The sequence below is a fragment of the Alteromonas sp. ABV4_150 genome (genome assembly GCF_056311745.1).
Genome location: NZ_CM149971.1, coordinates 2,206,906 through 2,220,647, shown reverse-complemented (window position 1 = coordinate 2,220,647; position 13,742 = coordinate 2,206,906). Strand labels below are relative to the sequence as shown.

10 protein-coding genes are annotated in these 13,742 nt (G+C 39.4%); all 10 read right to left on the bottom strand.

The window, feature by feature from the left end; translation table 11 throughout:
* Nucleotides 1-151 precede the first annotated feature (151 nt).
* The 10 genes from rfbB to ACYX4M_RS09670 all read right to left on the bottom strand — a co-directional run bounded on the left by rfbB (nt 152) and on the right by ACYX4M_RS09670 (nt 13,560).
* Nucleotides 152-1,234, bottom strand: a complete 1,083-nt coding sequence (gene rfbB / locus ACYX4M_RS09715; RefSeq protein ID WP_476082832.1) for a dTDP-glucose 4,6-dehydratase — start codon at nt 1,232-1,234, stop codon at nt 152-154.
* A 37-nt stretch (nt 1,235-1,271) separates the two neighbouring features.
* Complete coding sequence (rfbD, locus tag ACYX4M_RS09710) at nt 1,272-2,141, bottom strand: dTDP-4-dehydrorhamnose reductase (protein ID WP_476082831.1); 870 nt, start codon at nt 2,139-2,141, stop codon at nt 1,272-1,274.
* A 57-nt stretch (nt 2,142-2,198) separates the two neighbouring features.
* The gene (gene rfbC / locus ACYX4M_RS09705; protein ID WP_476082830.1) at nt 2,199-2,744 is read right to left on the bottom strand and encodes a dTDP-4-dehydrorhamnose 3,5-epimerase; all 546 of its coding nucleotides are present in this window, start codon (nt 2,742-2,744) and stop codon (nt 2,199-2,201) included.
* Between the two features lie 75 nt (nt 2,745-2,819).
* Nucleotides 2,820-3,701 (bottom strand): glucose-1-phosphate thymidylyltransferase RfbA, encoded by an 882-nt coding sequence (gene rfbA, locus ACYX4M_RS09700; protein WP_476082829.1) that lies wholly within the window; start codon nt 3,699-3,701, stop codon nt 2,820-2,822.
* A 36-nt stretch (nt 3,702-3,737) separates the two neighbouring features.
* Complete coding sequence (locus ACYX4M_RS09695) at nt 3,738-5,918, bottom strand: glycosyltransferase family protein (RefSeq protein WP_476082828.1); 2,181 nt, start codon at nt 5,916-5,918, stop codon at nt 3,738-3,740.
* Nucleotides 5,919-7,508, bottom strand: coding sequence for a hypothetical protein (locus ACYX4M_RS09690; RefSeq protein ID WP_476082827.1), 1,590 nt, complete (start codon nt 7,506-7,508; stop codon nt 5,919-5,921).
* A complete protein-coding gene (locus ACYX4M_RS09685) occupies nt 7,508-10,525 on the bottom strand; it encodes a hypothetical protein (RefSeq protein WP_476082826.1) in 3,018 nt (1,005 codons plus the stop codon). Before ACYX4M_RS09685 ends, ACYX4M_RS09690 begins: the two co-directional genes overlap by 1 nt.
* Nucleotides 10,526-10,605: 80 nt before the next feature.
* The gene (locus ACYX4M_RS09680; RefSeq protein WP_476082825.1) at nt 10,606-11,682 is read right to left on the bottom strand and encodes a GSCFA domain-containing protein; all 1,077 of its coding nucleotides are present in this window, start codon (nt 11,680-11,682) and stop codon (nt 10,606-10,608) included.
* A 15-nt stretch (nt 11,683-11,697) separates the two neighbouring features.
* Complete coding sequence (locus tag ACYX4M_RS09675) at nt 11,698-12,423, bottom strand: hypothetical protein (protein ID WP_476082824.1); 726 nt, start codon at nt 12,421-12,423, stop codon at nt 11,698-11,700.
* A gap of 3 nt (nt 12,424-12,426) precedes the next feature.
* Nucleotides 12,427-13,560 (bottom strand): NAD-dependent epimerase/dehydratase family protein, encoded by a 1,134-nt coding sequence (locus tag ACYX4M_RS09670; protein ID WP_476082823.1) that lies wholly within the window; start codon nt 13,558-13,560, stop codon nt 12,427-12,429.
* Between the last annotated feature and the right edge of the window lie 182 nt (nt 13,561-13,742).

Below are 13,742 nucleotides of genomic sequence, written 5' to 3'. Positions count from 1 at the left end.
TTTCAGTCTAAAACCATCATTTCAATACAAAGCCTAAGTGCACTATTGCTAACATAGCAACAATCGCACCACTACGTGAATATTGTCTCCCTAACCAAAAAAGCCCCAGCTAACATAGTAAACTGAGGCTTAAAAAATTATTGTTATCTAACTAGCTTCCTGTACCTAAACGCTCGCCTTGGTAACTGCCGTCAAGAACTGCTTTCCACCAGCCCTCGTTTGCTAAATACCACTCAACAGTTTTGCGAATACCGCTTTCGAAGGTTTCTTGTGGCTTCCATCCTAACTCACGCTCAATTTTACTAGCATCAATAGCGTAGCGCATATCGTGCCCTGGGCGATCTTGAACGTAGGTAATTTGCTCAGCGTATTTGCTATCTTTTGGCTTAACTTCATCCAGAATTGAACAGATAGTTTGCACTACTTCAATGTTCTGCTTTTCGTTGTGGCCACCAATGTTGTAGGTTTCACCGATTTCGCCATTAAGCGCAACCACTACCAATGCACGTGCATGATCTTCAACATACAACCAGTCTCGAATTTGATTCCCCTTGCCATATACAGGCAGCGGCTTTCCAGCTAGTGCATTTAGAATAACCAAAGGAATAAGCTTTTCCGGGAAGTGGTACGGGCCGTAATTGTTAGAGCAGTTAGTTACAAGTGTTGGTAACTTATAGGTGCGAAGCCACGAACGCACTAGCTGATCTGAGCTTGCTTTACTTGCTGAGTATGGCGAGCTTGGCGCATACGGTGTAGTTTCTTTAAAGAGTGGAAGCTCTGTTCCTGGCTCAACTTCATCCGGGTGGGGAAGGTCACCATATACTTCATCGGTAGAAATATGATGGAACTTGAACCCAGCTTTTTTATCGCCCTCAAGTTCAGACCAATATGCTCTTGCTTGCTCAAGCAAAGTGTATGTACCAACTACATTGGTTTGAATAAACTCGCCAGGCCCGTCAATTGAACGATCTACATGAGATTCTGCCGCAAGGTGCATGATGATATCTGGCTGGTGCGTGTTGAAAACACGCTTTACTTCTTCAGCATCACAAATATCAACTTGTTCAAAGCTGTAGCGATTGTTGTCTGAAACGGGTGTTAATGACTCTAAATTACCCGCGTAAGTTAGCTTATCTAAGTTAACCACGGTATGCTCAGTGTCGTTTATAAGATGGCGTACTACTGCAGAGCCAATGAAACCTGCGCCACCTGTTACTAAAATAGTTTTACTCATTTTCTTTTTACCAAAAGTATAATCTTGTTCTTGTCACTTACGCTTTCAATTCATCTAACATGCTGGCTAATTGCTTGCGCCAGTGCGTGGGCTTACACGCCGCAAACGCTTCGCGCGCGGTTTGCTTGTCTAATACACTGTAATGCGGGCGCTTGGCAGGCGTTGGATACTGGCTTGACGGTATAGGTAACACTGGAATTGATTTGGCTAGTAAACCTTTCTCAACACCTAGCTCTTGAATAGCTAAAGCAAAGTCATACCAGCTAGCTACACCTTCATCAGTCCAGTGATACACGCCACTGGTTTTATTAAAAGCGGCAGAAACACAAGCTTCAGCCAAACCTTTAGCCCATGTAGGCGTACCAATTTGGTCATCTATTACGCCTAACTGAGGTTTATCTGCCATCAAACGCAGCATGGTTTTCACAAAGTTATTACCATGCGAAGAGTAAACCCAAGCTGTGCGAATTAGACAGCTAGCATCTGGCAGTATTTCAAGCAGCGCTTTTTCGCCTTCTGCTTTTGATTTGCCATAAGCACCTTGTGGTTCAATGATGTCGTCAGTTAAATAAGGTGAACCTTTATGACCGTTAAACACATAGTCAGTAGACACATGCACCATGAAGGCGCCGTTAGCTTTGCAGAAGTTTGCTAAGTTTTTAACGGCAAGCATATTAATAGCATTACACGCCTCGGTATCTTCTTCGGCTTTATCAACAGCTGTATAGGCCGATGCGTTTATTAGAACTTCAGCCGATAAAGACGATAGCGTTTCTTCAATATTAGAGGCACTCGTAATATCAATATCATCACGCCCCAAAAACGAAACTTGATGCTCGCTATTTTCTAGTTCACGAGAAAGCTCAAATGCTAACTGCCCAGACTTACCTATAATTACAATATTCATTAATCGCTAATACCTAGTAAAACACCAATAAAAAGCCAGTGAAAAAAACAATGACAATTAAAACGTAGGTGCGTCTACAAATGCCAAGCCCGCCTCATCTTTACCTGATAGAGAAGGCTTCTCGCCATTTACTAAAGGCCAGTCGATATTTAAGGTTGGGTCGTCGAACTTAACTGATATTTCAGATTCTGGGTGATAGTAGTCTGTGCACTTATACACAAACTCAGCCGATTCGCTGGTTACGTAAAAGCCGTGAGCAAAGCCGGCAGGTACCCATAACTGGCGTTTGTTCTCAGCTGATAACGTCACCCCAACCCACTTACCATATGTAGGAGAACCTTTACGCATGTCTACGGCTACATCATATACTTCACCACTAACTACACGTACTAATTTGCCTTGGGTTTGCTCCATCTGATAATGAAGGCCGCGAAGAATACCTTGGCTAGATTTAGAATGGTTATCCTGAACAAAATCTACATCTGCACATTCTTTCTTAAACCAGTCGGTGCGAAAGGTTTCTAGAAAAAAACCACGCTCGTCACCAAATACTTTAGGCTCGATGATTTTTACATCAGGGATATCTGTTTTAATTACTTGCATTTACTTTCCGTACAAACTGGCAATTTAAAATAAGAAGAAAGGTGGCAATGCCACCTTTTAGAATTTGATATGAAGCTAGATCTTAACTCTATCGTTAATCACTTTAAGCAGGTAATCACCATAACCACTCTTCTTTAGTGGTGCCGCAAGCTTTTCAAGCTGCTCAGCGTTGATATAGCCCATTCTATAGGCTACTTCTTCTGGGCAACATACTTTCAATCCTTGGCGTTTTTCGATAGCCGCCACGAAGTTTGCTGCATCAAGAAGTGAGTCTAGTGTGCCCGTATCAAGCCAAGCTGAACCGCGCCCCATTAGCTCTACTTTCAAACTGCCATCTTGAAGATATAAGTTGTTCAAGTCAGTAATTTCAAGCTCACCGCGAGGCGAAGGTTTTACCTCTTTAGCAAAATCTACGACCCGATTATCATAATAGTATAGGCCAGTAACCGCGTAGCTTGACTTTGGTCTGCTTGGTTTTTCTTCAATAGAAAGTGCGTTCCAATCATCATCGAATTCTACCACACCGTAACGCTCTGGGTCATGAACATGATAACCGAATACCGTCGCTCCATAATCTTGTCTAAATGCGTTCTGTAGCGAAACCTTTAAATCATGTCCATAGTATATGTTGTCACCTAGTATCAGCGAGCAACTATCGTTGCCTATGAATTCTTTACCTATAAGAAAAGCTTGCGCAAGCCCATCAGGCGATGACTGGACCGCAAACTGAATATTCATTCCCAACGAGCTTCCGTCACCGAGCAGATCAATGAAACGTTGTTGCTCTTCTGGAGTAGTAATGACTAACACATCTCTTATTCCCGACATCATAAGGGTAGTAAGCGGATAGAAAATCATCGGCTTATCATATACAGGCATTAATTGTTTACTGACTACTTTAGTTAGAGGATGTAAACGGGTACCTGATCCTCCTGACAGAATTATTCCTTTTCTCATTAAAAAATCTCTTAAAATAATTAGCTTTGTTTATCTTCAAATATCGCAAGTGTTTGCAGCTATTTTTAGCACTTCATTAATTTGCTCAATAAGGCGTTCTTGGCTGAACTCTCTGACTAGTTTATCTTGTGCTCTGCTCTTTACCTCAAATGTAAAATTTTCGTCACTTATAAGCTTGTCTAAAGCATCAGTCCATTCATCGCAAGTATCAGCTAGGACTCCACAGTCATCACCTATAGCATAGTCGTATGCAGTTCCTTTTGACGCAACTACTGCAATACCTGATGCAGTGTATTCAACCCACTTTGTGTTAGCTTTCATGAGGTTGAAATTAATTGGCGTGAGAGGACATAGGCCTACATCCCACTCCCGCGCTGCAAATTTCTCTAAAAATTCAGAATAATTAGAAACTGGAGGAACAACTGTAACTTGAGAATTGTACGGCATCAATCTCTCTGGAACCGGAATGGAACCGAAAAGTTCGAATTGTACGTCTCGGTATTTATCAAGAATTGAACATACAGCGTCTAAAATCATCTCCAAATTATGAGAATGATCTGCACTAGCCATGTAGCCAATTGTTTGTACAGGCTTACGCTTCGCAGTATTTATAATCTCACCTGGGCAGTAAATAACACCAGTATATATCTTAGTTTTAATTGTAAGATGCTTCAGCCGTTCGGCTAAGTTTTTAGTTGAAGCATAAACTAAATTTACGTTGTCCAACAAATACCTTACAGTCGCTATGCGATTATCACTGTTGTGATGCTTAAATTTACCTTGCCCTATATTGGCTGGAATGTTCAGTAAATCATCGTCAATATGATATATCGTTGGAATGTTTCTACTTTTTGCCCAGGTGAGCATATTTCGAGACATAGGTCCGCTATACCTGCAAAAAACTATGTGCGTTGGCGCGAACTCCTCAAACTTACTCTCGATCCATGAGAATTGAATCATATCACTTACCCCAAGATCTTTAGGTAGGTCACTTTCATACAGCGTCTCGAGTTCTATATCGCCTTTGGCTTTAACACCCTCGAGTGGCTTGAGGAAACTAAGCTGTAAAGTAGGGATAGGTCCGTTAGCAACAAACATTATTCTTGGCGAATTAGCTTTTTTAACACCTTGAGAATTTTTCTTAGGGCTAAATTCGATCAGCTTTCTGAACTTACTTAGTGCAATATCGCTAGAGCACTGCAGTCCTATACGTTTTAGAAATACGTTTTGAGCGTCTAGATACTTACTCGGGTTTTTAATCGCATCTTTATCGAATGCAATTAAGTCAGCAACATCCGAAACTACATGGAGTCCTTTATAGTTACCAATGTCAATTCCTTTATCTTTATCGCACCAGACTGCTACAGGTATTTGTGCTAACACCATATCAATAATTATTGAAGAAGGTGCGGAGACTCCATATTTGTAACCGGATAGATCGACTTTGTAGATAGGCTTGTTTTCTAAGACGGCATTTTTCGGCAGTGGAATCTTATTTTTAATAACAAATTGACCACCAGGATGAGGGCGCAATCCAACCTGTCTTCCTAACTCAGAAAGGTGCAATGAAAATTTGTTGAAATCATCGATAAAGTTCTGCTTTTTATCACCTGAAATAGACATTCGGACGGAATGAAGATTTTCACAAATTAATCCATAATTTAAAGTTTCGTGAGAAAGATCAAGATCCAAGTCTAAAAGCGCTGTCGGCCCAGTAGTGAGCAATTTACGTTTTTGAGAGTCGACCATTGAATAAAGCCTATCCTCATCAAACCAACCGCATACAATATCAGCAGAGAATGTAACATTAGTACCGTGCGCAAGATCATGCTGCTTACTTTGTAAAAAACCAATACATTCATATCCATGCTGCAGGCTAACCTTGATAAAGTCATTGCCTACCGCTCTGAAAACATCTCTAGTCATATCATGAGCTGGTAAATTCGATTCACTACCAGCAAAAATAATTCCTTTCTGCTCGCTAAGTAATTTAACAACCTCATAGGCGTTAGAATACTTGAAACTTAGTGTGCTGTACATCCCTGCAAGTTCACCAAGTTCTTTGCTCCAAACAAGAGCGTTGTCTCTCTGAATAAACTTTTCGCTAATACACAAGATAATATCATTTTCAGAATTTGATGCTGCTAGCCTGACTAACGGCCTCAGAATGTTCACATCTTGTAAAAGATTAAATAAAAAAACGACCTTTCTATTCATTTACACTACGTCTCTCATTTGCAAATTCGGTTGGCGCCATGGAAGTTTTGATTCCTCTAACAGATACAAATCGATGTTAAGGAAATAATTTAAAACAATACCAATAACCTCTATAACGTCTTTATAATGAAGCAGTAAGAAGCTTGGGTCCGACAATTTTTTTCTGAAACCTTTAATTATCCAAGCATACATATCACAAATTTCTGATTCTATGTCGAACATACACACTTCTGTATAGGACGCTTTACCGATAGATTCTTCTCCTAACGTTTTAATTTCACGAAAGCTTATTTCTTCGAAAGAATCTAAAAAATTAGATCTCACAAAAAACCTAAACCTTCCCGTTTGGGCATCATAATCGAACCGAAAACTAGGCCTAATTTTGGATACAGAGAAAGGAGAACTTATAGTTATATATTTTGACTGCTGAATCAACGCAACCTGTTCAATTGGAATGGATAATCCAAATATAAATCCTTTGAACCTCTCGGAGTCCACAGTGCTCGTATTGTTACTCCGGTCCAATTCAATACTTTCTGAGCTACTAAGTTGAGTCTCGACTAGACTATTTAGAAATAGGGACGAATTTCTAGCCTCAATAGCGGGGTCAGCCTTATTCAACAAAGTGCTCTTAAAGTCTCCAAGTTCGTTAGCTTGATATTTTAGGCTTTTATTCTGCAAGTCTAATACAAACTCTCGTATATCTCTGTAATAGAATTGTTCCAAATCGGAGTATAAGTTGAAACCAGGGGCTATGACCTGACACCCATAAGTGAAAGCTGTTACGCATCGGTTTAAGCTTTTAACAATACTGAAACCTTGATAATTTACAGGAATGAAACAAGCAAAGGCTTTTCTCAAAGTTTCTTTCTCTCGCTCTTCAGTCCATAATTCAATCGAGAGCGAACTGCCTATTGAACGTAACCTTTGCATCATTTGAGGTGTCAAAGCCCTTAGGTTTGTCAGAATTGTTATTTTAACTCGAAATGATTGCCTGTTAAGGAAAAGTAATTGCTCTTTGAATGCTAGTAAATCAGATAGTCCGACTCTAAAATCCGGGTTATCGCCCATGCCAAACCAAACGATGTCTAATGTATTCGTCTCTAAAAAGTGGGAATGTTTTTGCGAAAGTAACTGATCAAAACCCAAAAATTCATTTGCATCTATAGGATCATTCAAAACGTGCACTTTATCAGGTGCAAAGTACTTTATTGCAACTGATTTCATACGCTCGGTAGAAGACCATGCAAAATCGCAAATTCTTGCCAGATTTCTCAACCAATTCCTCAACCTAACAAATCTAGAATCATTCGATTGACTAAAGTAATCATCGAATAAATCAACACCAACTAATTTTCCAGCATCTTTTGCTTTTTGAGCTAAAACCACTGCACTACTTGAGTAGCACTTACTTATTAAGTAAACATCGTGGCTATCACAATCATCTCTCAAGCAATCATTTAATTCGGAAAAACAAAGTAAATAATTATTCTCTTCGTAGTATTTTGCTAGCCTTTTATAACGAATTCTTGCGCCCGCTTGATTCAAATAATCCTGATTAGGAACAACTATACAAAGGGTTTTGAACATCAACTCAACCTCACTTGGCATTGATCTGAATTATTCACGTTAACTTGAATAGATTGCGACATAATGTTGACTGAAACTCGCGGCAGTAATTCTACTTTATGCTTTTCTGCCTCGTAAATCATACGGCGCTCGTCTTTATCATATTTTAAAACTTCCAAATCTGTTGATTGCAATAACCTATTGTTCAAGAGCCCAACTTTCGTGCTTGCGGCGTCAACAAAAATAACGTCATCATCTGAACAAACACTAAGGAAGTAATGGTTGTGGCTACGAATATCCCTGATTATCGCTGAGTGACCGTGTTGGCTAATGAAACCTTTGCCCTTCTTATGAATTAAATTCTCTTGAGGTATAACAAACCTGCTGTTTTCTTGCATGAAGCTTATCATGTAATGCAAACAAGCCCTTGGAATAGGCGAGATTTCATCTACTATAATTAATGAAAACTCTTCTTCAACCTTCTGTAAAGTCGTATGAAGATTTTCCAAGTCCTCTTGTTTACAGTTGATCAACGAGATTCTAGCTTTTACATCGCTAAATGAGGAAACCAACAATTTATCGTTGGAATCGACTATCATTAAATACAAATGATAATCAAAATTCAGCTCAGCGAGTATTTCCTTTAAAGCTTCAATTGATGTCGAATCGTCAATAAAAAAAATAACAGCAAGATTACTTATATTTTGATGATGTTCGTCAAAGACTTCTAATGTAGGCGCCACATTTTGGCATAGTGAATTACTAAATTGACTAGGACCAACAATAAACATTGGGTTGATGTCTATAAGGTTTTTCTCTTTGGACTTTGAAAGAGAGAGAACGGATGTATTGGAAGACTCTTCATCACTCACGTAAATAAAACTACTTTCATCGGCTTTTCGCCCAAGAGCAAGTGAAATCATCCCTTTGATGGTAAGTCTAGCACCTAATAGGCCTTTACTATTAAGTTTATATTTATTAGCACTTTTTGACTCTGAATTTATGCTTAAATCTTGATAAATAGCTTCTTCAGTTTCCGAGAAAACTTTATTTTTGCTATAGGCATATGATATTCCGAACGAACGAACAAATTGCATATATTGTTTATCGAACAGTACATCGTTCATGTCAAAATTTTCAAGAGAAACTAATAATTCAGTTACGCATGGTGTATGCACATCAACAATTTGTTGGTGAAGTGTATGACCATAGTGAGCCACGACTTCCAAGTAGTTGGCTAAAGAACAATTAAAGCACAATTCGTGAAAATGAACTCCGCCTCTTAGAAGACTCACATAAGGAAAAGGTAAAGTGTAAGATTTGTTTCCGACGCTTATCTCAAGAATCATACTTCCGAACTGATTAGGAAGGTCTATGTCAGTATAAAGACAGTTGAAAGTGCTTTGTCTTAATGAAACTACTTTAGACTTGTCGCTAGAAATAAAATAAACGTTAACTCCGAATTCCTGATTTGTTCCAAGAATAGCTTCGTTAAGGTAAAACCGAACTGTCGCTGAATTGACCAGAATTACATCACTTATATACATCGAAACAAAAGAAATGTTATTTTCACAGTAATTAGCAAGAAGAGTATTATAACCACTCAAATCTAGTTCGCGCGCCGCTCTCATTGGTTCCGAACTACAATTTTCGTTGTCTGCATTCAGTACATTAATAGTTTTCCTTCTGCACTCTTGTATATAAGAATCTGCAAACAGTAAGTTTTCGTCACCAAGCATTCGCTTCGAATATCGTGAATAGCTCACTTCGCGACCTTCTCGCCGCCCTACAGTGATATAGTGATACAATGCATTGCTTTCAACGTTGCGGACATCGCTGTGTAGGTTTAAATAATATGAAGTCGAAAAGGAAGGACAAGGGTCATACTCTTTGATAACTCCAACTGTACAGAAATGAAGAGCTAAGTCTTTTGGCGAAAGACTATTAAGCCCGTATGTGTCACGATACCAATTCTGATTAAACCATTTGCTTTTCTGTATTGCATTTGCTTTTTTAATTGTTTCATTGTCTGGTATAAATTGAGTAAACATTCGCTCAATGTCATCAGGCGACGCGATTTTTGATATTTTCAGTTGACTTTGTTCTACCTTACCATACAAGAGGAGTTCAATAGGATGCACTAAGCCGTTCATGAGTTTTGCAAACGACTTTCGATTTAGCTCTGTACTAAACAGTGGGTGTGGATCAATGCTTAAAGTTTCGCCAAATAGCAAATAAAATTTTCGTAAGTGGCTACTAGATAAATGGGTCAACTGGTACTTATCTGCAAACCATTCGGTATTAAACCATTCACTATCTCTCAAAACTAAGTTTAAATTAGACAACTTCTCAGTTAATTCTAAACTGTTCAATAGACTCTTTAAATCAGAATTGTCGTAATCTTTTGACTTTTCAAGCTCTCTTCCTTCAAATCTCCCGCTCTCTAAATAATGAATATATGGGTTGACGTTAGAGCCTAAAATGTCAGGGTATTTGGCGCAGTAGCGAGCACAAGAAAACGCAGGTGATGGATCAAATCCTTTTCGATATCCATCCTTTAAAAAATGAGCTAAACACTCCTCTTCGTCCAAGGATGAATCAAAGTAAGTCGAAGAGTACCAGCTAGCCTGAAACGCGCCAAATGAATGAACTAGGGCAGAAAGCTTTTCTTGCTGCTCCAAGCTAACTCTTGGACTTAGTGAACTAATATGTTTAGCAAAGGAGCGAGTCGAAAATAGTTTTCGGTTCTCTTTAACACCATGAGTTAAATAGTGAACAAGAGGGTTAATACCAGATTCACGAACGTCAGGATATTTATCTAAGTAAAGGTGCGTTGAAAACTCGGCACTTGGATCGAAGCTCAACTTATAGCCAAGTGAAAGATAATGGTGTTCAGGCGATAGTTTCACATGATCGAACTTGTCACCATAGTTATTTAAATACCATTCTGCATCAAATAGATCGGACGTTTTCAATAAACTGATGTGCTTCTTCAACTCAAAGTATTGCTTGACTCGTAATTTAATAAAATTTTTCATTCGTTGTTCATACTTTTTATTACTCTGGTTGTTAAACACAACCTTTTTGCTGATTTATTCCCCAAAAATAAATTATAGTGTTAGTCCTTATCTAGTAACTCTTCATCACACTCTATATCCGCAATAGACTGTGATCCGTTTTGACGTACTTCATTCACCATTGGTCTCTCTGCGCTAAGGTCTGTCTTTACTGTATCTGAATTGGTCGCGTACTTAAAAAATAGCTTCATGACGTGGTCTACACCTGCTTCAAGCACTGACCGAAGGTCATTGTCGTAGTATGTCCCTCTGTTGAAATTACCAGTAATAATTTCAAAGGACGGAAAATAAAAAGCATCCTTGGTTTCACTAACAATACTCTCAGCAGCAACTCTCAAAACTGATTTAGAATAGACTGTCGCAGACAGTACATGTGTGTCATCTCTTGCAGTAGCCATAAGCGGGACAGGTGACACCGTGAAGACGAGTTTAACTGTTGGATTAACTTCCCTTAACAGTGAAATGAACATTCTTAAATCTGACATTACATCTTCTACCGTTTGATTATAAAATTCATAAGAATCTTCATCAAACTCACCACCTTCCACGCCTGGACATATAGGGAATACGGCACCATCGTATCGACTTCTCCAACACTCTGTTAGCCCCAGCGTGAAAACAAACACGTCTGTTGTAGAAAAAAGCTCTCTTACTGCCCTGAGGTGGCTTCGGCGATCTAGCTCCATGCTAGCCTCGCTATCAAAACCTCCTGGCTGTATATTGGGCCGGAAAGGGTCTCTTATATTACCATCCTTAGCGACCCATGCAGGCTCGTTGGGCGTGAAAATACCAAATGCTCTTTGAAACAACTGAAGTAACTGTCTTGTTGTGTAAAGATTGCCATATCTTGCAGAAAAAGTTCCGTAATTAAACTGCCTGTTTCCTTCAGCACTCAACACGTCATGTCCTTTTTCTAAGACATAATAATTGAAACCGGATTTGCTTAACCTTCTCGCGATATGTTGAGCAAAGCAACTACCTGCAGTGGCAACCTTTGTATCTTTTTGAATCAGAGTAGGAAAATCAACGACAGGGTCTACATCTAGAGGAGAGACACGTGCAACCGAGCGTTTCCAAAACGCCTTATCGCCTAATAAATGATATGGGTTTGTTGTCATCTTAACTTCCTCATTTTATCCAACCACGGATTTTATATGTCTTACAACTATGTCTGCAAAGGCCACATTTGCATGAGTGGCATCATCTGCGTAATAGGGCTCTGCAAGAAAACCATCGTCATCACAAACTGTTCGAGGCAGTTCGATAAACTTAATATTCATTTGCTGGCACAGTTTCCGAGTAATCTCCATTTGTACCTTGTATACCTCTAACCTAAGAGAAGCGTTACTAACTCCTGACTTGGCGATGTTTTTTCTAACAAAATCGCTCTCTGGTCGTTTTAGAATATGCGAAGTGGACTTTTTAGGTGGTGTAGCAGCTACATGATAAACTGGTAAACTGGTTTCATTAACTATGGATTGCAATTTCTTAAAATCCCCTTTTCGAAGACCGCTCTCTAGTAACCATTTAAATGCTTCACGTGGTAGTGTAGTTGAAACATCATCTCCCACATATTGCTTAGACTCTTCGTCCGCGATGGAAAAAGGTTCCGAATGCTTTATTAGAGAAAGAGAGTTATGCTGATTCCCCCCGGTGAACGAAACTACAGCCTTAAATTTTTCTTCCTCTGACTTAATTTCTTGCAGAAATTCTTCAAAGAAAATGTCTCCAATTACCTTGTCGCCTTTTTGCTTAGCAAAGGTCTGTGCATAAAAGTCATCATGTTGCTCATTATTAGCAATAGAGCGCTTAACTGAGTGGGTATGGCTGTCACCGATAATTAATATACGCTTTTTCATAGCTCACCCCATCAAGTTCTTTTCTTTCAACTCTTGATTTGCTTTATCGAGTTTATCCTCAGGTAAAGGTTGGGTGTTCACCCAATCAACAAATCGTTTCATCCCCTCTTCAAGAGAAACTTTCGGTGTATACTTCAGCACTTCTTTTAAGCGAGTTATGTCAGCGCAATTATGTCTAATGTCACCAACGCGATACTGACCCGTTACACGAATGTCAGGCTCTTTACCAAATGCACGCGTCAATTGCTTCGCTATATCTACAACGGTGGTAAATTGGCCGGTACCGACGTTAATGATTGTGTTTGGGGCTTCACCTCGCTTCAATGCAGAAAGAAATGCACCCGCGACGTCAGAAACGTGTACAAAATCACGGGTTTCTAATCCATCTTCGAAAATAGGAAGGTGTTTATCCATGCGAACGCGGGTTGAGAAGATTGAAAGAATTCCAGTATAGGGGTTGTTCAGAGACTGCCCTTCACCATATACATTTTGCAAGCGTAATATGCCATACCCTATACCCAGTGACTCACAGCAGATAGCAATAAGATCTTCCTGTGCATACTTAGTCGATGCGTATATAGATGCAGGTTGGATTTTATCGTCTTCGTGAGTTGGTACTGGAATCAAATTCTTGCCAGATGCATCTTTTGCAGTCCATTGATGATCGGCGAGTTCTTCTGGCAATCGTGGTCTAGGATAAACCCTTTTTGAAGAGCCTTCATCTTCAGATATATAAGCACCTTCTCCATATACGGAACGACTTGACGCTAGTAAAATACGTTTGACCGGAAGTTTTTCGTTTGTGATGATGTCCAACATTAGAGCGGTGGCTTGGCTATTTACCAAGTTATACTTTTCAATTTCGTACATCGACTGGCCAGTGCCAGTTTCGGCTGCCAGATGAATTATCCCATCGGTGGAACGCAAAACGGACTCTAAAACCGACCGTTCAGTTACTGACCCTTTGACGAAATCGATACCAGACTCACTTATCCATGAAGGGGGCGTTTGGGACTCGCCATGAATTTGAGGCGAAAGGTTATCAAGAATAGTTACATTAAAACCGTTTTGCCTCAACAGCGGACATAAGTGACTGCCAATAAAACCCGCGCCACCAGTTACAAGAATTTTTTTCATAATCGATTAATCTTCCCGAATATCGTCGCTTTTTTTTTAAAAGCTAACGTTTTGACTCCTAAAATCTGGCATCACTTTATTACATTTTGAGCTTTGATTCGAGGAAAATCACGAGTGACCATACTAGTGCTTTAAAGATACCCAATTTAATTTGATCTGCCTCATTGAAATGGATATCTATC

What these genes read in the sequence shown, in the direction of transcription:
- ACYX4M_RS09670 (WP_476082823.1), bottom strand. Translation starts at nt 13,560, where the DNA reads ATGAAAAAAATTCTTGTAACTGGTGGCGCGGGTTTTATTGGCAGTCAC.
- ACYX4M_RS09690 (WP_476082827.1), bottom strand. Translation starts at nt 7,508, where the DNA reads ATGTTCAAAACCCTTTGTATAGTTGTTCCTAATCAGGATTATTTGAAT.
- ACYX4M_RS09695 (WP_476082828.1), bottom strand. Translation starts at nt 5,918, where the DNA reads ATGAATAGAAAGGTCGTTTTTTTATTTAATCTTTTACAAGATGTGAAC.
- ACYX4M_RS09680 (WP_476082825.1), bottom strand. Translation starts at nt 11,682, where the DNA reads ATGACAACAAACCCATATCATTTATTAGGCGATAAGGCGTTTTGGAAA.
- rfbA (WP_476082829.1), bottom strand. Translation starts at nt 3,701, where the DNA reads ATGAGAAAAGGAATAATTCTGTCAGGAGGATCAGGTACCCGTTTACAT.
- rfbC (WP_476082830.1), bottom strand. Translation starts at nt 2,744, where the DNA reads ATGCAAGTAATTAAAACAGATATCCCTGATGTAAAAATCATCGAGCCT.
- ACYX4M_RS09685 (WP_476082826.1), bottom strand. Translation starts at nt 10,525, where the DNA reads ATGAAAAATTTTATTAAATTACGAGTCAAGCAATACTTTGAGTTGAAG.
- rfbB (WP_476082832.1), bottom strand. Translation starts at nt 1,234, where the DNA reads ATGAGTAAAACTATTTTAGTAACAGGTGGCGCAGGTTTCATTGGCTCT.
- rfbD (WP_476082831.1), bottom strand. Translation starts at nt 2,141, where the DNA reads ATGAATATTGTAATTATAGGTAAGTCTGGGCAGTTAGCATTTGAGCTT.
- ACYX4M_RS09675 (WP_476082824.1), bottom strand. Translation starts at nt 12,423, where the DNA reads ATGAAAAAGCGTATATTAATTATCGGTGACAGCCATACCCACTCAGTT.